Raw genomic sequence first — 19,627 nt, forward strand, 5'->3', positions numbered from 1 at the left:
GTATCGACGATGCTGAAACGAAAGGATATGGAGCTGGAACAAAAGGTTCCCGCCGCGAATCAGGGGTGGCGATTCACTGCGGACGGAGGGTGCTGGAACGGTGCGTGATGACCGTGGGCACCAACTCCAAGGATTCGTGTGGTCCGTGGGAGTCGGCTTCGAGGAGTTGGCACATGATTTTGACCGCGCGCCGGGATACTTCTGCCGGCCGCAGATCGATGGTGGAAAGCGGTATCGGTTGGAGCTCGGCAAGGGTGGGGGAGGCGCTTCCGATAACCGAAACATCCAGCCCCAGGGTCAGGCCGCGGCTGCTCAAGATGCGGCGCAGAATGTCCTGGATGGTGCGATCGGGGGCGATGAATGCGGGCTTGCCCGTGGTGCTGGCGAGTGCTTTGTCGACCGATTCGGAGATGGTGGCGCGGTCGGTCCCGCCTGGAAGGTGGAGCACGGTCACGCCGAGAGCTTTGGCCGCGACATCCGTGCCGTGCAAGAACCGGTCGACGTAGTTCACATGCCGGTCCATCACTGCGGGCTGCCAATCAATGACGGAAATCACGGAGTGGCCGGCGGCGGCGAGATCGCGGACGCAGTGCTCACCGGCCATTTCGAAGTCGGCGTCGATGCAGACCAGGCCCGACGGATCGCGAGGGATGCCGATCAGCACCACCGGGACGTTCAGGCTGCGCACCACGGGGAGGCGCTCGTCCTCGTCCTCAACCTGCATGAGGATCAGGCCGTCGCAGATCTGCTGCCCGACCACGCGGCGCAGCCCGGCGGCGCCTTCGTCGTCGGTGACCAAGAGAATGTCGTGGTCGTATTGCCGGGCCGTGCTGGCAATGACCGAGACGAACTCCATGATCGATCCCATTTCCAACTCCGGGATGAACGGAATGACCAGGCCGATGACCCTGGTTTTGCGGCTTGCCAAGGCTCTGGCGCCCGCATTGGGCTGGTATGTCAGCTGGTCAATCGCGGCCTCGACCTTCTTCCGGGTCTTCTCGGAAATGGGCCTCTTCCCGCTGAGCACATACGAAACGGTGCTTTGGGCTACGCCGGCTGCCTGGGCGACATCCTTGCTGGTGGGCACTTCCAGGCCTCCTCGCCGGGTCCGGTGGTCTTGGTGTGATGTGTGGTTCCGAGTTGTCGATACGCATCGTCGATGCGTATCGAGAAAAGTATGACATAAGTCACGTAAAGCGCGCAAGACCCAACCCTCGCTCACCTATCCCGCCTTTTCCCCAGACCCTCGCTCACCTATCCCGCCTTTTCTCCAGACCCTCGCTCACCTATCTCGTCGTGTGGTTAGCTATCCGGTATGGATGGGATCTCAACCGCCGCCAAGCAACAGGGCATCCATTGGGACGGCGCGGTGAACGCCTGGCATATCGCCGGAGGCATGTATCGGATGGGTCGGCGGGAATGGCTCACCGACGCCGGGTGGCAGCAAATGTACGACGCCGGCGTCCGCACCGTGATCGATCTGCGGACTCCGCGCGAGCAGCAGCCCAGGGAAGTCGATCCCGAGGTTTCAGCGGAGGCGACTGCACGCTTCGACATCGTCCATTGCCCCACCGAGGACCCGGCAAACAAAGAGTTCACCGAGCTCTTTGGCCCGTACCTGAAAGACCCAGCACACTATGCCGACTATCTGAGGCTCTTCCCGGACAGGCTTGCCGCGGTCTTCAAGGCCATAGCCGCAGCGCGCGGTGGGGTAGTAGTGCACTGCGCGGCCGGGCGCGACCGCGCCGGGATCATAGCCGTGATGCTGCAGAACCTGGCCGGAGCCGGCGACGAGGAAATCGTACGGGGTTACCAGCAGGGAATGCGAGGAATCAACGAGCGCCACCGCCACCATCGCGCCCCCCACGCCCATGATGCATTTCTCGAGGACGACGCACTTGAGGCCATGCTGGCAATACGCAGCGTGAGCCTCTTGGAATTCGCGCATTCCTTGGACACAGCTGCCTTTCTGAGAACCAACGGCGTCTCGGAAGCCAAAATCGCCGCCATTCGTGCCAAGCTCAACGCCCCGGCGCGGTAGAAGCAATGCCGGCCACGCGCCGTCGTGACCTTCTTTGATTTCGGAAAGCGCTCGCGACCCGGCGAGTCGCAACTTCCGGGCGTCAAAACGCGTCAAAGAGGTCAGGAAGGATGCAGTCCCAAGAAGCATCTAGTGTGCAGATCGGGGCTCTCATGTATTCTGGGGATATTACCGAACGGCCGGTCAGTAATTTGCGGCCGTTCAGTCCATTTCGTGCCCGTGCCTTGGAAGGACCCGTCGACGATGACCAGTACCGCAGTCGCTCCGGAAGCCACAACCGTTGAAACCGTGCCCAGTTTCGTCCAGGGCGAGTGGTGGACCCCCCGCGCCGACGCCTCCGCGGGCGTTCCCGTCCGCGACGCCAGCACAGGAGAGATCCTCGCAACGGTCAGCACCGACGGACTGGACCTTGCCGGCGTCGTGAACTACGGCCGCACGGTGGGCCAGCGCGAACTCGGCAAGCTCACTTTCCACCAGCGCGCCCTCAAGCTCAAGGAACTGGCCCAGTACCTCAACGGCCGCCGCGAGGAGTTCTACACTTCGTCCTTCAAGACCGGCGCCACCAAGATCGACTCGATGGTGGACATCGACGGCGGCATCGGCGTGCTCTTCACCTTCGGTTCCAAGGGCCGCCGCGAACTGCCGAACTCGCAGGTTGTGGTGGACGGTCCCATGGAAGTCCTGTCCAGGGACGGTTCATTCGCCGGCGAGCACATCTACACCCGCATCCCGGGCGTCGCGGCGCAGATCAACGCCTTCAACTTCCCCGTGTGGGGCATGCTCGAGAAGTTTGCGCCTGCATTCATCGCCGGCGTCCCCACCATCGTCAAGCCGGCCACCCCCACCGGTTACGTTGCCGCCGTCGTGGTCAAGGCAATTGTCGAGTCGGGCATTCTGCCGGAAGGTTCGCTGCAGCTCATCTCGGGATCGGCCCGCACCCTGCTGGACCACCTTGACTACCGCGACCTTCTCGCCTTCACCGGCTCCGCCTCCACCGCCAACTCGCTGAAGTCCCACGTCAACGTTGTCCAGGGCGGCGTCCGCTTCACCTCCGAAACCGACTCGCTCAACGCCGCCATCCTGGGACCCGACGCCGTGCCCGGCACCCCCGAGTTCGACGCTTTCATCAAGTCGGTCGTCACCGAAATGACGGTCAAGGCCGGCCAGAAGTGCACCTCGATCCGCCGCACTATCGTGCCCCAGGCCCTGGTGTCCGACGTCGTCTCCGCCATCGGCGCGCGCGTCGACGAGCGCGTCGTGGTCGGCGACCCCCGCGCAGAGGGCGTCACGATGGGTGCCCTCGCGTCGCTCGAGCAGCTCGCCGACGTCCGCGCCGCCGTGCAGTCAATGCTCGACGCCGGTGGCGAGCTTGCGTACGGGACGCTCGATTCGCCGTCGGTCACCTCACTCGACGGCACCATTGGCGTCGTGGAGGACGGCGCGTTCATGTCGCCCGTCGTCCTGAGCTGGGCTGACGTGGACTCGGAAGCTGTCCACTCGCTCGAGGCCTTCGGTCCGGTATCGTCCGTGATCGGGTACTCGGACCTCGACGACGCCGTCCGCCTCGCCGCCCGCGGTGGCGGCTCCCTCGTGGCCTCCGTATGCACGAATGACCCTGCCGTTGCCCGCGAATTGGTGACCGGAATCGCTGCCCACCACGGCCGTGTCCTGATGCTCAACCGCGAGGATGCCCGGTCGTCAACCGGGCATGGTTCGCCCGTTCCGCACCTGGTCCACGGCGGACCGGGCCGCGCCGGTGGCGGCGAGGAGCTCGGTGGCATCCGCTCCGTCATGCACCACATGCAGCGCACCGCCATCCAGGGCTCGCCGAACATGCTCACTGCTGTGACCGGCGTCTGGCACACTGGCGCGGACCGCAACTTCACGGTGGAGACGGAAGGAACGCACCCGTTCCGGAAGGCGCTTGCTACTCTGCGGATCGGCGACGCCGTGCGGTCCGAACTGCGGCAGGTCACCCTGGACGACATCACCGCCTTCGCCAACTCCACCGGCGACACCTTCTACGCACACACCAACCAGGAAGCGGCGGAGGCCAATCCGTTCTTCCCGGGAATCGTGGCGCACGGGTACCTGCTGCTCAGCTGGGCCGCGGGGCTGTTCGTGGAACCCGCTCCGGGCCCCGTCCTGGCCAACTACGGCCTGGAGAACCTGCGCTTCGTCACTCCCGTGGCCGCCGGGGATTCGATCCGCGTCACGCTCACGGCCAAGAAGATCACGCCGCGCGAGACCGACGAATACGGCGAAGTAGCCTGGGACGCCGTGCTGACCAACCAGAACGATGAAATCGTAGCCACCTACGACGTCCTGACCCTCGTGGAGAAGTAACGCTCGCTCACTTATGTCGGTGTTTGGCCGGACGCCCGCTCACATATATGGCCCTTTCGACCAACGCCCGCTCACTTGTGTACTGCATACGTGGAACGCTCCCCATCAATGGGGAGCGTTCCGTGTCTGAGCTGGAGGGAATCCCTCTGGCCGGCTGGCTGGTTCTATTGCCCGGGTGCGCGGTATGTCGGGGACTTCTTGGCAGCTTCGTCGAGATCCTCAACCGTCATGAGCGGCTTCAAATGTAGGCGCACAGCGCCTGTCGCATTGATCATGAGCGAGAGAGCGGCAGCGCTGGCCGCGTCCGGGATTTCGAAGACCCCGACGACGTCGGTCTCGCCGAAAGCGTAGTAGAAACAATCGAGCGATCCGTCTACGGATTTGAGTGCATCGACCACAGCATCGCGGCGCTTGGTGCCGCCCTCGCGCAACAGCCCCTTGATTCCGTCGCCTACGTAGTTTGCTTCGAATAGATATTTGGTCATTGTCTTCCCGTCCCGTGATGTCCAGGACTCGGGCCTCCTAAGGTGCTCCCATCACCCGTTGAGGGAAGGTCCCGGAGTTGTTCCCCTGCGAGGGGGCTGTGCACATATTAGGCCGAGGTCGTCGCCCTGACAACGGTCTAGGCCAACGCTCGCTCACAAGGTCTTTCCGATCCCGCCCGGCGTAAGATTTTTTTCGTAGGAGGTGGCGAAATGAACCTAGCACTCAGAACAGCCACAACCGTCTTGCCCGTCGACGACGTAGCCCGAGCCCGCAGCTTTTACGCAGAGAAACTCGGCCTCCCTCATCGCGGCATGACCTGGGATGGAAATGATTTGTTCGGCATCGACGGCGGTCCCATGCTGCAGTTGATGCCCATCAAGGACGGCATGCACTCATCGCACACGGCCCTTTCCTTTGAAGTCAGCGACATCGAGCGGACAGTCGACGAAATGGAGGCGAGCGGCGTCGAATTCCGGGACTACGACCTCCCGGATCTCAAGACCGAACACCACATTTGTACCACCGACGCCGACCGTTGTGCCTGGTTCATGGACACGGAAAACAACATCCTCTGCGTCCATGAAAGCTTGGGTATCCAGGCCGAATACCAGCTCTGACCGGCTGAAAAGCACTCACGAACACCGCGCAGAACGCTCTCTCACTTTTTAGTGAGAGAGCGTTCTGTCAATTGGCGATATATGTGAGCGGGCGTTGGTGGGAAGTGCCAAATATGTGAGCGGGCGTCGGTCGAAAGGGCCATATATGTGAGCGGGCGTCGCAGGGGAGGGAAGAACGAGCCCTACGCCGAGGCGTGGAGGCCGTCGAACGCCATGGTGATGACGTCGTCGGCCAGGCGCTGCGGGGAGAGGGAGCCTCCCGGTTTGTACCATTCCACGATCGAGTTGATGGTGCCGAACAGGAGCCGGGTCACGGTGCGTGGATCGATGTCCTGGCGCAGCGTGCCTTCTTCACGCGCGGCTGAAATCAGCGCGGCCACCTTGTGGTCGAAGGCACGACGGCGTTCCAGGGCATCGCGCTCGATGTCGGTGTTGCCTCGGAGCCGCAGGAGCAGCGTGACGAACGGCAGCCGGTCCACCAGGACGGCGATGGTCTGGCGCAGGACAAACTCAAGCCGGGAATCAGCAGGACCGGACAACGCCTCGGGTTGTTCGAGGATGGCCTCGAGCCCACCCAGTGCGTGCTCCAGGGCGAGCTTCAGGAGATCGCCCTTGGACGGCACATGGTGGTAGATGGCCGACTTTGAGATCCCGAGGTTTTCGGCCAGAATGCCCATGGACGTGGCGTCGTAACCGTGGCGGTTGAAGACGTCGACGGCGATGAGCAGCACTGATTGCTGGTCGTATCCGGGGCGTCCCCGCTTGGTTACTGTTTCACTAGGCATGCTGGCCATTTTCTCATGAACGGTCGGTTGATTCGTGCACGCGCCCGGCCAGGTTACCTCTTGGGCCGCAGGTCATACACACGGCGCAGTTTGCCGTTGGAACGCTCGAGCGAACCCGGCTCCACGACGTCGACGACGCACGAAGAACCCACGTGGATCTTGATCTGCTCGCGCAAGGCGTGTGCCGCCGTCGTGCCCGCCTCGATGGAAACGTTTTCGCGACGCTCAATCCTGACCGTCAGCGAATCCATGCGCTTGCCCTCGGGGCGGGTGAGTTCGAGCTGGAAGTGCGGGCTGAGCTCGGGGATGCGCAGGGCGATTTCCTCGATCTGGGAGGGGAAGAGGTTCACGCCGCGCAGGATGATCATGTCGTCGCTGCGTCCGGTGATGCGACCCATGCGGCGGTGCGCTGGGCGGGCGGTGCCGGGCAGCAGGCGCGTGAGGTCCTTCGTGCGGTACCGGATGATCGGCAGCGCTTCCTTGGTGAGCGAGGTGAACACCAGTTCGCCCGGCTCTCCGTCGGCCAGCACGGCGCTTTCCCCGCGGGAGGGGTCGAACGGATCGATGATCTCAGGGCGGAAGTGGTCTTCCCAGATGTGGCAGCCGTCCTGGGTCTCCACGGCCTCGCCCGCAACACCCGGGCCCATGACCTCGGAGAGCCCGTAGATGTCGCAGGCCTTGATGTTCATGGTGGTCTCGAGCTCGTGCCGCATTTCCTCGGTCCACGGTTCGGCGCCGAGCACCGCGTACTTGAGCGAGGTCGACGCCGGATCGACACCCATGTGGGCCATGGCGTCGGCGATGGTGAGCAGGTAGGTGGGGGTTGCCAGGATCGCGTCAGGCTTGAAGTCCTGGATCAGCTGGATCTGGCGTTCGGTCTGGCCGCCGGACATCGGGATGACAGTGCACCCCAACGCTTCGGCACCCGCGTGGGCGCCCAGGCCGCCGGTGAACAGGCCGTAGCCGTAGGCGTTGTGGACCTTCATGCCGGGGCGGACTCCGGACGCACGGAGCGAGCGGGCCACCAGGGTGGCCCAGTTGGCGAGGTCGTTCTTGGTGTACCCGACGACCGTCGGCCGGCCTGTGGTGCCGGAGCTCGCGTGGATGCGGGCTACTTCGTCCTGCGGCACGGCGAACATGCCGAAGGGGTATTCCTGGCGGAGGTCTTCCTTGGTGGTGTACGGGAACTTGCCGAGATCGGACAGTTCGCGGAGATCGGAGGGATGGACGCCGGCGTCGTCGAACTTGCGCTTGTACAGCGGCACCCGATCGTAGGCGTAGGCCACGGTGTGCTGGAGGCGGCTGAGCTGCAGGGCCTCGAGCTCGTCGCGGGAGATGGTTTCTTCGCGGTCCAGCACGGGTGCGTCGGGAGCGGCGACGGTGTTCTGTGTCATGGTTTTCCTACTTCTTGGAGATGGTGCGGCTGCGGCCACGGAACTCGGCGATGAGCTCGCCGTAGCTGCCCGGATCATCGGGCGACCCGACGGCGGCAGCTTCGCTTGCGTCGGCCGCGAAGATTTGGATGTCGTACAGGCCGCTGCGCCCGTTGTTGGCGCGACGGTTCGCGACGGCGGTGATCACCTGGCCTTGATAGGCCGGCTTGAGGAAGTTGATGTCGACGCCGGCGGCGACAGTTATGGTGTCAGCTTCCGACGGCGAGGGGTTGGCCGGGTTGCACGCGAGGGCGAACGCTGAATCCGCGAAGGCGAAGATCATTCCGCCGTGGGCCATTCCGAAGCCGTTGAGCATTTCCTGCCGAAGCTTCATGCGGACGGTGGCGTGGCCGTCGTCGACCTTAAGCACCTCCAGGCCCATCCACTCGGAGGCGTAGTCGTTCTTGAGGATCTGGTGCTGCGCTGCGCCAGAAAGGGTGGTCTCAACCATGCGTCATTGCCTCCAGCTTTATTTACCGAATGTTCATTAGGTAATCCCAGTTTGCTTGAACTGTCAAGAGGTGATCGCTCGGCGGGACGGTTCCGGACCCCCAAAACCCCGACGTAGTAGCCTCGAGGAATGCCGCTTATCGAACTTCCCATCCGGACTCCGAGGCTCGTCCTTCGCAGGTTCGAGGCCACGGACCTGGAGCGGTTCCACGCCTACCAGTCATTGCCCGAGACTGCACGATTCCTGCTCCGGCAGGAATTGACCCTCACCCAGTCCATGGAAGCGCTGGGCCGCTACGCCAACTTCACCTTCGAGCAAGAGGGCGACTGGGTATGCCTCGCCATCGAGCGCGCGGACTCGCCGGGGTTGCTCGGCGAAGTGGTGCTCAAGTGGCTGCCGGGCACGGGGCAAGCGGAAATCGGCTGGATCCTGGCGCCGGAAAGCCGTGGCCAGGGCTACGCCGCCGAGGCGGCCGAGGCCGTGCTCCGCCTGGGTTTTGAGACCCTCATGTTCCACCGGATCGATGCCAAGCTGGATGCACTGAACACCTCGTCGTCGGGATTGTGCGAGCGGCTTGGGATGCGACGCGAAGCCGAGCTGGTGGACAACTGGCACTACAAGGGCCAATGGTCCACCGAAGTCATCTACGCCATGCTCGACTCGGAGTGGCGCGCCCGGAAGTAGCCCTCCCGGCCCGGCGCCGATGGAACTTGTTACCCGCCAGAAACAAGCCACACCCATTCGCTGAAACATTTGTTCCATAGCGTGAACGTCACGGGACGATTGTGTCCCGATTGAACCGGAGGCATCCCGATATGGAGATCACAATGAGCAGCAGCATTCAGGAACAGGCCACCGCCCGCCCCTCGCGCAGAGCAGTAATTGCGGGCATTTCCTCGCTCGGCCTGCTGGCTTTGGCCGGCTGCGGTACCGGCTCGGCAGCCACCTCGTCGGGCACTCCGACTGCTGCCTCGTTCGGAACTCTCGAAGTCCAGCTGTCCTGGTTGAAGAACTCGGAGTTCGCCGGCGAGTACTTTGCCGACTCCAAGGGCTACTACAAGGCAGCTGGCTTCGAGAAGGTCAACCTGATTGCCGGTGGCCCCGGTGGTGCTTCTGCGGAGACCATGGTGCTCTCAGGCAAGGCGCTGGTAGGTACGTCGTCGCCAGTGGGCGTTGCGCCGGTCATCCTCAATGAGGGCGCTCCGCTGAAGATCATCGGCTCTACCTACCAAAAGAACCCTTTCACCATCGTCTCGCTCGCCGCGAAGCCGATCACCAAGCCCGAGGACCTGATCGGCAAGAAGATCGGGGTGCAGGCCGGCGTGAACGAGACACTGTTTGATGCCCTCCTGAAGGTCAACAAGATCGACGCCGGCAAGGTCACCAAGGTGCCGGTCCAATACGATCCCCAGCCCCTGACCAACGGGGATGTCGACGGTTTTTTCGCCTACCTGACCAACGAAGTCCTCACGCTGGAGCTCGGCGGACACAAGACGGCCGTGTTGCCCTTCGCCGACAACGGCCTGCCGTTCATTGCCGAAAGCTTCGTGGCCACAGAGGACGCCATCAAGAACAAGCGCGCGGAGCTAAAGGCCTTCCTGGCGGCTTCCATCAAGGGTTGGAAGGACGCCGTAGCCGATTCAGCGGAATCGGCGCGTCTCGCAGTGGAGGTCTACGGTAAGGAGCTTGGCCTGAGCGCAGCCAAGGAAAAGGGCCAGGCCGAAGCCCAGAACACCAAGCTGATCGTCAGCGATGAAACCAAGGCGAATGGTCTTTTCACGGTTTCAGATGCGCTGATGGCCAAGAACATCGAGATCCTCAAGCTGGCCGGCTACGACACCACGGCGGACAAGATCTTCGACATGAGCCTCCTTGGCGAGGTCTACAAGGAAAACCCGGGCCTCAAGTAAGACCCGGGGCAAGGACTGCAGTCACATGGAAACCAGCGCTCAGACTACTTCGACATCGGGATCCGGGTTCCTCTCCGGCACCGGCATCTCGCTCAGGGACCTAAACAAAACGTTCACCGTGGGCCGGCGAAAAGTCGTGGCCTTGGAAGACGCCAATCTTCGGACATCCCGGGGATCCTTCCTCTCCCTCCTGGGGCCTTCCGGTTGCGGAAAATCCACCATCCTGAGGATTCTGGCCGGGCTGGAGGATCCAAGCAGCGGTGAGGTGGTGGTGGATGGGCACACCCCGGCCGAGCTCCGGGCCGGCCACGAACTCGGCATCGCTTTCCAGGACTCGGCCCTTTTGCCGTGGCGCAGCGTGGAAGCCAACATCCGTCTGCCCTTTGAAGTGGCAGGAAGGCCCGTGGACCGGGAGCTGGTGGACGAGCTGATCGATCTGATCGGGCTGAATGGCTTCGAAAAGGCGAAACCGGCAGAACTCTCCGGAGGCATGCGGCAACGCGTGTCGATCGCCCGTTCACTTGTCCTCAAGCCCTCGGTGCTGCTCCTTGACGAACCGTTCGGTGCACTCGATGACATGACAAGGCAGCGGCTCAACCTGGAGCTGTTGCGGATCTGGACCGAGAAGCCGGCCACGACGCTCATGGTGACCCATGGAATTTCCGAGGCGATCTTCCTTTCGGACGTGGTTGCCGTGATGAGCGCCCGACCCGGCCGGATCAAGGAGATCATCACGGTGGACCTGCCGCGCCCCCGCACGCCCGAGATGATGCGTACGCCGGAGTTCCACGCCTGTTGCGACCGCGCTTCCGAATTGCTCTTCGGCGACGTCGGGCTAGCCGCGGAAACGAGGCACTGACATGACCGGGATGACAACGGGCGCGGGTCTCCGAGCCCGCCTTGGCGGCCTCCCGCCGTGGGGCATCGGCCTTGCCGGAGTCTTTGGCGCGATCGCCTTGTGGTGGATCGCCGCAGTAACGGTACTGGCGGGCGTCGGGGCCTCCGCCGACGGCGGGGGTGGAGCCATTCCGACGCCGTTCGACGTCGTCCGCCAGCTCGTCACCGATGGTGTCAGCTTCTATTGGCCCAATGTGAGCGTCACCGTAACAGAAGCCGCCATCGGATACTTCTGGGGAAATCTCGCCGCGTTATTGCTCGCCGCCACCGTCTTGGTGGTCCCGGCGCTGGAACGGCTGGTCACCCAGCTGGCGGTGATCAGCTACTGCCTGCCGATCGTCGCCATCGGCCCGCTAGCCTTCATCGTTATCGGCTCGCCCGGGCACGGCGAATCATCGGGGACCGCGGTGCTACTGGCCGGTATCTCGGTCTTCTTCACCACCGTGGTGGGAGCAGTAGCGGCGCTAAAGAGCGCGGACGAGTCCAGCCTCGACCTCATCGCCGTCTACGGTGGTGGACGGATCAAACAACTGTTCAAGGTCCAGCTCATGTCTGCACTCCCGGGGATCCTGACCGCCCTCAAGATCGCCGTTCCAGCCGCCGTGCTGGGTGCTGTGCTGGGCGAATATGTAGGTGGCGTGGACCAGGGCATCGGCCCCGCGATGGTCAATGCGCAGCAGAACCTGCAAATTGCCCGCGCCTGGGGAGTTGCGTTGATGGCCGGGTTGCTCGCCGGTCTCGGCTACGCGGCTTTCGGTGTACTGATGAGGTTGTTGGTCCCTTGGGCAGCCTCAAGCATCGCCGGACGGAAGGGCGGCTCTCAATGACTGGATCACTGCTTAGAGGCCTGGGACGGGGACTGATTGGCCTGGTGGTGTCGCTGGGAGTCGTCCTGCTGCTGTGGATGGGGCTCCTGGAGCTTTTCCATATCTCGCCGTTCGTCGGCAAGGGTCCAGTCGATGTGTTCAATTTCCTGTTCACCGTTCCGGCCTCGGAGGCCAACAGGACCTCCATCTTCCTGAACCTCGGACAGACGCTCATCGACGCCTCCATGGGCTTCGCTTCGGGCATCGTGGGCGCCGTGGCGATCGCGGCCCTGTTCGTGGTCTTTCGCGGCGTAGAGCATGCACTCATGCCCATCGCCATGCTGCTGCGTTCCGTTCCACTCGTGGCCCTCGCGCCCATCATCATCCTGATTTTCGGGCGGCAGGAACCCGCGGTGGCGGCAATCGGCGGCATCGTGGTGCTGTTTCCGGCGCTCGTGACCGTGGTGTTCGGGCTGCGATCAGCTTCGCCGGCCATGCTCGAGGTGATTGAGGTATACGGTGGCTCGCGCTGGACCTCCCTGCTGAAAGTGGCTCTTCCGTCCTCGTTGCCCGCATTCTTCACGGCCCTTCGCGTCTCGATTCCGGGAGCCATCACGGGCGCGCTCCTGGCCGAATGGCTCGCGACCGGCAAGGGGATCGGCTACGCCATCATCTCCGCCGTCTCCCGGGCCAAGAACAACGAGGTGTGGGCCGCCGTCGTGGTCATCACTCTGGCATCCCTCATTCTCTACTCGCTCGTTTCGCTCCTGGAAGACATGGTCCTGCGCCGCGCTGGGCACGCCCGTCCAAGCTAGGCGCGTCCCCACAATCGTCGGTGTCTCCCCGCCGGCCCAGTTCCCAAAAAGGGCACTGGGCCGGCGGGGAGCAATCGATGTTACTTGAACTTCAGAGGGTGCGTAGAGTCTCCACGAGCTGGGCGGCGTAGGCCTCGGCGCGCCGCACCGACGGCTCCGAGTACGCCCCTGCGACGTCCAGCAGATTGAGGCAGCCGAGGAATCGGCCGTTGTCGACGATCACCGCGTTGATAGCTGCGCCGAGATTGAGCGCGCCAAGGACATTCTGGTGTTCGAATGCATCCGAATCGATGGTTCCTTGGTCCGAAGCGAGGAATGATTCCTGGTGCACGACGCAGTGTTCGAGCCAGTCCTCGCCCAGTTCGCTTGAGATCCCACCCACCCGGTAGAGCTCCGGCATGGTGGAACACACCCGGACCAGGTCCCCGGTTCCAGGACGCCAGAGGGAGATGGTTGTCAACAATGCCCCCACGTCCGCTGTGACGGAGGCGGCGATGCCGGCGAGCTTGGCGGACGCGGCTGCAGTGAGGGGAATCTCGACGTATTCCTCCTCGAAGTGGGGGACGGTCATGGCGCGGGCTCCAGTTCTTTTTCGGGTGCGATGGATGCTGTTGCCCGGGAGAGCAAGATGACGCCGGCCAACGCGGCCGCGCCTCCGAGGAGGGATGCGATACTCGGGACTTCGCCCAGCAAAATCCACCCGAGCAGCAGGGACAGCACTGGCACGACGTATAGGAGCGAACCGCCCTCGGCGACGCTTGTCCGCGACAGCGAGACGTTCCAGAACCCGTAGGCCACCACCGTGCAGACCACCACGAGCACGGCCAACGCCAGCCAAACGGTCCACGTGAACTCCGCCGGTGCCACTGCGAATCGGGCGGTCGGCAGCGTGGCGACTCCGCCGATGAGGGACCCCCAGAAGACCACTTCGAGCGGGGGGACGCGTGCCAGCAAGGGTTGTTGGACGATGAGGAATGCCGATAGGAGAAGGGCAGCTGCCACGATGTACAGCGCGTCGCCGTTGAAGCCGACGGCCACGGAATCGCCAAGCGTAATGACTACGACCCCTGCCACCGCAAGCAGCATCCCCCAGTAGCCCAGGCTGGACGTTCTCTCCCGCAGCATGAGATGGCCGAGGACGAACGCGAAAACGGGCGAGATGTTAAGCAGGAGACTTGTTGTTCCGGCCGGAACGGTCGTCTGCCCCAGGTTCAAGAGTAGGCCGAAGCCTGCATACCCCAGTACTCCCGCAACCAGCATCCTCGGAATGTCACGACCCCGCAGCGTAAGTCTCTGCCGCCGGACCAGCAAGACCAAGCCGAGCACGACGGCGGCACCCAAGTAGCGCAGGGGCGTCAGGTCCTGCGGGTCCACCACTTTCAGCGCCTCGCGGGTAGCCACGTATGTGGGCGCGGAAGACAGCACCATCAGCACATCTGGTCTTCGGTACCATCCGGTCACAATTGGGGCCTTCCCGGTGAAATGGCCCTTTGTTTCAGGGCGGTTAAATTATTCGGAGAACTATTGCTCTCTCAGACGATTTATTCGTACAGTACATGAATTAGATCGTTCGCGGAAGAAATAAAGATAAGGATTCGGCACCATGGATTCACGGATCGAAGCACCAACAGGGTGGCTGTCCCGGCGCACCCTTCTCGCCGGTTCAGCCCTGTTGCTGGCCCCCGCGGTCCTCGCAGCATGCGGGGTCAGCCCGTCGTCGTCGACCACGGGTGCCGCGACCGGCGCTGCCCGCCAGGGCGGGACGTTGCGCATCGCCCGGCCGCCGGCGTCGAAGGCCGAAACGTTGGACCCTGCCAGTTCTTTGTCCGCTTATGAATATCTGGGTGCCCTTTACAACCGCTTGGTCAAGCTTTCGGCCAAGGGTGAGATCCTTCCGGACCTGGCCGAGTCTTGGACACTGTCCGCAGATGCGATGAGCTGGACTTTTGTACTGCGCAAGGGTGTGACTTGGCACGACGGGAAGCCGTTCACTGCCCAGGACGTCATTTTCTCGATCCAGCACATCCTGGATCCGGCCACCAAGTCTCCGCAAGCCGGGGTGCTTTCCCCCTTTGTCGATGGCAACTCCATCAAGTCCCCGGATGCCACAACCGTGGTGTTTGCCCTGAAGTCTCCGAACGCCGAATTCGCCAGCTTGCTGACCGGGTACAACTGCTACATCATCCCGGCCGGTTCCGCGGCTACCATCGGCGCCAGCGGCATCGGCACTGGTCCGTTCAAGCTCAAGAGTTTCACGGCAGCAGGGCCCGGTTCCATAGTGCGTAATCCCAACTACTTCGGGGACAAACCCGCATTGGACGGGATTGAGTTCTCCTCCATCGCCGACACCCAGGCTCGGGTGAACGCCTTGCTGGCGGGGCAGGTGGACCTCGTGGCCCAGACCAACCTCGACTTCGCCACTGCCAAGACGGTTTCGGCCTCTTCGGTAGCAACGGTCTCCAGCGTGAAGAACGCCCAGTGGTATCCGGTACCCATGCTCAACACCAGCCCGGAATTCAAAGACCCGGATATCCGCCGCGCTTTCGCCCATGCCTACAACCCTGACGACGTGTTCAAACTGGCGGTGCAGGGCAACGGAACCGTCGCGCACAACAACCCCGTGCCGCCCTCCGAGGCCTACTATCTCGACTATGGCCTGGGCTACGACCCGGATAAGTCGAAGGCCCTGCTGAAGGCAAAGGGCTTTGACCACTTCGATGTGCCCATCTACACCTCCAGCTATGATCCGGTGCTGTCGCCGCTCGCGTTGGCCCTGCAGAGTTCAATGAAGGCCGCCAATATCAACCTGGCGGTGACCAACTCTCCTGCAGATTCCTACTTCACCGACGTCTGGATGAAGAAGCCTTTGATGACCACCTACTGGTACACGGGCCGCCCCATCGACCAGTTGCTGAACCAGATCTTCCGTACCGGGTCCTCCTACAACGAGACGGCATACTCGAATGCCACGTTCGACCAGACACTGGACGCCGCCCGCGCCACCGTGGACGCGGCCAAGCGGAAGACGCTCTACCAGGACGCGCAGAAGATCCTGATCGACGACGGCGGCTCCCTGACTCCGTTCTTCTCCGACCGGATTACTGGCCTGAGCAAGAAGGTAGTCAACTACAGCGAGCACGGCTTCGAATTCGACTACATCAACATCGGGCTCCGTGCATAATGGTCACGTTTTTCGCCAAGCGGTTGGGCTGGTCAGTCTTCACGGTGCTGCTGGCCACAGTACTGGTTTTCAGCGCCATCCAGTCGCTGCCTGGAGACGCGGCCACCCAGCTGCTGGGCCAGAACGCCACGCCGTCGGCCGTGGCCACCCTGCGGCAACAACTCGGGCTGGATGAGTCGCCCGTCTCGCGTTTCTTCACTTGGCTTGGCAAGGCCTTGCACGGCGACTTCGGCAACTCCCTCGTCGGCGGCGGTAGCGTCGCGGGGGAAGTGGGCTCCGCCTTGGTGAACACCTCCCTTCTGGCCGGCATTACCATCGTGATCGGCATCCTGCTATCCCTCGTGCTCGGCCTCGTTGCCGGCCTGACCCGCGACCGGTGGCCGGACATCTCGATTTCCACGCTGGCGCTCGTGGGAATGAGCGTTCCGGAGTTTGTGGTCGCCACCGTGCTGGTGCTCCTTTTCTCCATCTACATCCCGATTTTCCCGGCAGTGGTGATCGCGGGGCAGAATGCCTCCTTCGCGGATCTTCTACCCTCTGTCTGGCTACCTGCCGGGGCGCTGATCTGTGTTCTTGCGGCCTACATCATCCGGATGATGCGCACCTCGGTGATCGATGTGATGGACAGCGAGTTTGTCCGCACGGCCATCCTGAAGGGCAACTCGACTTCCCGGGTGGTCTTCAAACACCTGCTGCCCAGCGCCATGTTGCCCACCTTGAACGTGATCGCCATGAACATAGCTTGGCTGATCGGCGGTGTGGTGGTTGTGGAAAGCATTTTCAACTATCCGGGAATCGGCACCCTGATGATCAGATCTGTCCAGACGCGTGACCTTCCCACCATCTTGCTGATCACGGTGATGAGCGCGTTGACATATGTGGTGTGCAACCTGCTGGCGGACTTTGCAGCTTTCCTGCTGAATCCACGGCTGCGATACCCGAGGAGCAGCAAATGACACGGTGTAGCAAATGACACGGAGCAGCAAATGAGCGCAATGACGACGACGGCCCGGGCACCCAAGGTCCCGGCCCCCAAGGGCTCGAGCAGCCTTGGACGCGCGGTCCGGTCCATCCTGAAGTCCCGGGCGGCCACTTTCGGGTTCGCCCTGGTGATAGTGAATATCGTGGTGGCGGTCCTCGCCCCGGTGCTGACTTCCTATGATCCGATCGCCACGGATGCCATGAGCGCACTGCAAGAGAGCTCGGCGGCTCACTTATTAGGCACCGATGCTCTAGGCCGGGATACCTTGACGCGAACCCTATTTGGCGGCCAGTACGCATTGGCTATCAGTTTCACAGCCACTGGGCTCACGGTTTTGCTGGGATCCGTCATCGCGGGCATCGCAGCGTACCGTGGCGGCATTGTGGACGACATCATCACCAGGGTGTTGGATTCGGTTCTGGCGGTACCGGCAATCCTGTCCATGTTGGTGGTTGTGACCATCTTCGGTACCGGTCCTTGGGTCATCATTTTGGCCGTTGTGGTGGTTTACACGGGCGGGGTGACCCGTATTGTCCGGGCCGCAGCAATGGACGTGATGCCCAAGGACTTCATCACCGCAGCGAAGGCTAGGGGCGAGGGGATGTTCTCCATCCTCTTCCGGGAAGTCTTCCCCAATGTCCTGGACATCATCCTGGTGGAATTCGCCATGCGGGCCTCCTGGGTGGTGCTGCTTATCAGTTCGCTGTCCTTCCTGGGCTTCGGAGCCAGCCCACCGACGCCGGACTGGGGCCTCATGGTGGCCGAGAACCGGAACCTCATGGCTGTTGTGCCAATGGCCACGTTGTCGCCCATCGCGGCGCTGGCGACCTTGATTGTCGGACTCAACCTTGCGGCCGATGGGCTTGCGAAGAGCTTCGGCATTGACCGAATGAAGGAGGTGCTGGGCTAGTGACAATAGATGCAGCCGACACCACATATGAAGCAACCGTGCTGAACAGAACGGACATTGTCCGGATCCAGAACCTCAGCGTTTCCTACCTCTCGGGAAACCGCCAGGTGGACGTCCTCAAGGACGTGACGCTGCAGTTGCGGCGCGGCCACGTCCTAGGCCTGGTGGGGGAGTCGGGTTCCGGGAAATCCACGCTGGCCAGTGCCCTGCTGGGTTCCCTGCGGAGCACGTCTTTCGTGTCCAACGGGTCCGTGCACGTGGCGGGCCAGGACGTCTTCGCACTCGCCCCGCGGGAGTTGCGCCGCCTTCGCATGGCTGAGGTTGCGATGGTCCCGCAGAATGCCGGAAACGCGCTGACTCCTACCATGAAGATCGGAGAGCAGATCGCCGAAGTCCTTCACCACCTCAAGGGAAACAAGGCCGCCCAGCGCGCCCGGGCCGAGGAATTGCTCCGATTGGTCAGGCTTCCCAACCCGGGGCCAGCGCTGGACAGGTACCCGCACCAGTTTTCCGGCGGGCAACAACAGCGCATCGGGATTGCCATGGCGCTCGCCGCCAATCCGTCCCTTCTGGTCCTTGACGAACCGACTACCGGGCTGGACGTGGTCACGCAGGCCGCCATCCTTGACCTTCTCACGGAGCTGCAGCAGACGCTGGGCATGTCCATGGTGATGGTCAGCCATGACTTGGGCGTCATTGACAAGATGTGCACGGACATCGCCCTGCTTCGCAAAGGTGCGGTTGTGGAATCCGGCTTGACTCGAAGCGTCCTTGCACAGCCGCAACATGCATACACGCGCGGCCTCATCGACAGCGTGCCGCGCATCGACACCCCCGGTATCCCTCCTGGAATGGACCAGTCAGTCATCGACGCCGGGACCGTGCGGGAAGGCGCCGTGGAGTTGTATATCCGGACTCCGCCCCGGGAGCCCAAGCCCGTGCTGAGCGTCCGGGAACTGACAATCGACTACCGCAAGAAGCCAGTTCCCGGCACGGGTCCCACGGTGCAGGATGTCAGCTTTGAGGTTAACGCCGGCGAGATTGTGGCGCTCGTGGGCGAATCCGGTTCCGGAAAGTCCACCATCGCCAACGCTATTGCGGGCTTGCAGAAGAGCGAAGGGGGACAGATGTCCCTCAGCGGGTCCGGTGACGAGTCTGCAAACCACCTGAGGGGTAGCGGCAATCTGGCCCGGACCGTGTCCAGCCGCCCCAAGAGTCTCCGCCAAGCCGTGCAGTTGATCTTCCAAAACGCCGATACTTCGCTGAATCCGAGGCACTCGGTCCGGACGGCAATCGCGCGGCCATTGAAGCTCTTCGGCGTCAAAGGAGCCACCGTGGAGAGAGCACTGGAAGAGGTGGAACTCCCGGCCAGCTTCGCGCAGCGATTGCCCGGCCAGCTCTCGGGTGGTCAACGCCAGCGAGTTGGCATCGCCCGGGCCATCGCGGCCGGCCCGTCCCTTGTGCTAGCGGACGAAGTTGTATCAGCGCTTGACGTCTCGGTGCAATCTTCCATCCTGCGCCTGATGGACACCCTGAGCCGGGACAAGGACATCGGCTTCCTTTTCATCACCCATGACCTCGCCGTCGTCCGGTCAGTAGCGGACCGTGTGGTGGTCCTGTACCTCGGACGCATCGTCGAGGACGGCACAGTGGAGGAGATCTTCTCTGACACGTCCCATCCATACACCCGGCTCCTGCTGGACTCGGTGATCGAACTCGGCGATGACCATAAGGCCAAAGCGCAAGCAGTGCGGGACGAAATCCCTGACGCCCCGCCTGAACTGGGGTGCCCCTTTGCCAGCCGGTGTCCGATTGTCCGCGACGTGTGCCGCACGGTGGTCCCGCCCACCATCCAGGTTTCGGAAACGCACCGCATCAAGTGCCACGCGGACGTGGCGGAACCCCGTCCGAGCATCCCTGCCCTCTAACGCTGCACTCGAAACCCGCTCCCCAGAAAGGAAATACCC

The 19,627-nt window shown here is 62.9% G+C and carries 19 protein-coding genes; 12 read left to right on the forward strand and 7 right to left on the reverse strand.

The genetic code is table 11. The annotated features are described in order from the left end of the window. Nucleotides 1-73: 73 nt before the first annotated feature. On the reverse strand, nt 74-1,087 hold the full coding sequence (locus ABD742_RS02380) for a LacI family DNA-binding transcriptional regulator (RefSeq protein WP_234748803.1): 1,014 nt from the start codon (nt 1,085-1,087) through the stop codon (nt 74-76). Between the two features lie 228 nt (nt 1,088-1,315). On the opposite strand from ABD742_RS02380, the gene ABD742_RS02385 reads away from it, so the two are divergent. Continuing rightward, complete coding sequence (locus ABD742_RS02385; RefSeq protein WP_234748804.1) at nt 1,316-2,041, forward strand: tyrosine-protein phosphatase; 726 nt, start codon at nt 1,316-1,318, stop codon at nt 2,039-2,041. A 243-nt stretch (nt 2,042-2,284) separates the two neighbouring features. Beyond that, complete coding sequence (paaZ, locus tag ABD742_RS02390; RefSeq protein ID WP_234748805.1) at nt 2,285-4,387, forward strand: phenylacetic acid degradation bifunctional protein PaaZ; 2,103 nt, start codon at nt 2,285-2,287, stop codon at nt 4,385-4,387. Between the two features lie 164 nt (nt 4,388-4,551). Here the strand turns inward: paaZ and ABD742_RS02395 are convergent, their stop codons facing one another. Next, nucleotides 4,552-4,872 (reverse strand): GYD domain-containing protein, encoded by a 321-nt coding sequence (locus ABD742_RS02395; RefSeq protein WP_234748806.1) that lies wholly within the window; start codon nt 4,870-4,872, stop codon nt 4,552-4,554. A gap of 210 nt (nt 4,873-5,082) precedes the next feature. Here ABD742_RS02395 and ABD742_RS02400 point away from each other — a divergent pair, with 210 nt between their 5' ends. After that, nucleotides 5,083-5,490 carry a VOC family protein gene (locus ABD742_RS02400; RefSeq protein WP_234748807.1) on the forward strand — a complete coding sequence of 136 codons (408 nt, stop codon included), beginning with the start codon at nt 5,083-5,085 and terminating at the stop codon, nt 5,488-5,490. Between the two features lie 182 nt (nt 5,491-5,672). Here ABD742_RS02400 and ABD742_RS02405 read toward each other — a convergent pair whose 3' ends face one another. Genes ABD742_RS02405 through ABD742_RS02415 form a run of 3 tightly spaced genes read right to left on the reverse strand, consistent with a single transcriptional unit; the run spans nt 5,673 to nt 8,159 of the window. Then, complete coding sequence (locus ABD742_RS02405) at nt 5,673-6,275, reverse strand: TetR/AcrR family transcriptional regulator (protein WP_234748808.1); 603 nt, start codon at nt 6,273-6,275, stop codon at nt 5,673-5,675. Between the two features lie 53 nt (nt 6,276-6,328). Next, nucleotides 6,329-7,669 (reverse strand): phenylacetate--CoA ligase PaaK, encoded by a 1,341-nt coding sequence (paaK, locus tag ABD742_RS02410; protein ID WP_234748809.1) that lies wholly within the window; start codon nt 7,667-7,669, stop codon nt 6,329-6,331. A 7-nt stretch (nt 7,670-7,676) separates the two neighbouring features. Then, on the reverse strand, nt 7,677-8,159 hold the full coding sequence (locus ABD742_RS02415) for a hotdog fold thioesterase (RefSeq protein WP_234748810.1): 483 nt from the start codon (nt 8,157-8,159) through the stop codon (nt 7,677-7,679). Nucleotides 8,160-8,288: 129 nt separating this feature from the next. Here ABD742_RS02415 and ABD742_RS02420 point away from each other — a divergent pair, with 129 nt between their 5' ends. From ABD742_RS02420 to ABD742_RS02440, 5 genes are all read left to right on the forward strand, one after another. Beyond that, on the forward strand, nt 8,289-8,843 hold the full coding sequence (locus ABD742_RS02420; RefSeq protein WP_234748811.1) for a GNAT family N-acetyltransferase: 555 nt from the start codon (nt 8,289-8,291) through the stop codon (nt 8,841-8,843). Nucleotides 8,844-8,986: 143 nt separating this feature from the next. Next, nucleotides 8,987-10,069 carry an ABC transporter substrate-binding protein gene (locus tag ABD742_RS02425; RefSeq protein ID WP_234748812.1) on the forward strand — a complete coding sequence of 361 codons (1,083 nt, stop codon included), beginning with the start codon at nt 8,987-8,989 and terminating at the stop codon, nt 10,067-10,069. Between the two features lie 25 nt (nt 10,070-10,094). Beyond that, nucleotides 10,095-10,928, forward strand: a complete 834-nt coding sequence (locus tag ABD742_RS02430) for an ABC transporter ATP-binding protein (protein WP_234748813.1) — start codon at nt 10,095-10,097, stop codon at nt 10,926-10,928. 1 nt (nt 10,929) lies between these two features. Further along, complete coding sequence (locus ABD742_RS02435; RefSeq protein WP_234748814.1) at nt 10,930-11,793, forward strand: ABC transporter permease; 864 nt, start codon at nt 10,930-10,932, stop codon at nt 11,791-11,793. Continuing rightward, a complete protein-coding gene (locus tag ABD742_RS02440; protein WP_234748815.1) occupies nt 11,790-12,587 on the forward strand; it encodes an ABC transporter permease in 798 nt (265 codons plus the stop codon). The genes ABD742_RS02435 and ABD742_RS02440 overlap by 4 nt, the downstream gene beginning before the upstream one ends. A gap of 91 nt (nt 12,588-12,678) precedes the next feature. Here the strand turns inward: ABD742_RS02440 and ABD742_RS02445 are convergent, their stop codons facing one another. Then, entirely contained in the window at nt 12,679-13,158 is a 480-nt protein-coding gene (locus ABD742_RS02445; protein ID WP_234748816.1) for a hypothetical protein, read from the reverse strand. Further along, nucleotides 13,155-14,015 carry a DMT family transporter gene (locus tag ABD742_RS02450; RefSeq protein ID WP_234748817.1) on the reverse strand — a complete coding sequence of 287 codons (861 nt, stop codon included), beginning with the start codon at nt 14,013-14,015 and terminating at the stop codon, nt 13,155-13,157. Before ABD742_RS02450 ends, ABD742_RS02445 begins: the two co-directional genes overlap by 4 nt. A gap of 175 nt (nt 14,016-14,190) precedes the next feature. On the opposite strand from ABD742_RS02450, the gene ABD742_RS02455 reads away from it, so the two are divergent. Genes ABD742_RS02455 through ABD742_RS02470 form a run of 4 tightly spaced genes read left to right on the forward strand, consistent with a single transcriptional unit; the run spans nt 14,191 to nt 19,588 of the window. Then, nucleotides 14,191-15,768, forward strand: coding sequence for an ABC transporter substrate-binding protein (locus tag ABD742_RS02455; RefSeq protein ID WP_234748818.1), 1,578 nt, complete (start codon nt 14,191-14,193; stop codon nt 15,766-15,768). Then, nucleotides 15,768-16,724: an ABC transporter permease gene (locus tag ABD742_RS02460; protein ID WP_234748819.1), complete on the forward strand. Its 957-nt coding sequence runs from the start codon at nt 15,768-15,770 to the stop codon at nt 16,722-16,724. The genes ABD742_RS02455 and ABD742_RS02460 overlap by 1 nt, the downstream gene beginning before the upstream one ends. A gap of 30 nt (nt 16,725-16,754) precedes the next feature. Beyond that, on the forward strand, nt 16,755-17,660 hold the full coding sequence (locus tag ABD742_RS02465) for an ABC transporter permease (protein WP_234748820.1): 906 nt from the start codon (nt 16,755-16,757) through the stop codon (nt 17,658-17,660). Then, nucleotides 17,660-19,588, forward strand: coding sequence for an ABC transporter ATP-binding protein (locus ABD742_RS02470; protein ID WP_234748821.1), 1,929 nt, complete (start codon nt 17,660-17,662; stop codon nt 19,586-19,588). Before ABD742_RS02465 ends, ABD742_RS02470 begins: the two co-directional genes overlap by 1 nt. The last annotated feature ends 39 nt before the right edge of the window (nt 19,589-19,627 follow it).

The sequence above is a fragment of the Arthrobacter ramosus genome (assembly GCF_039535095.1).
GTDB classification, from domain to species: domain Bacteria; phylum Actinomycetota; class Actinomycetes; order Actinomycetales; family Micrococcaceae; genus Arthrobacter; species Arthrobacter ramosus.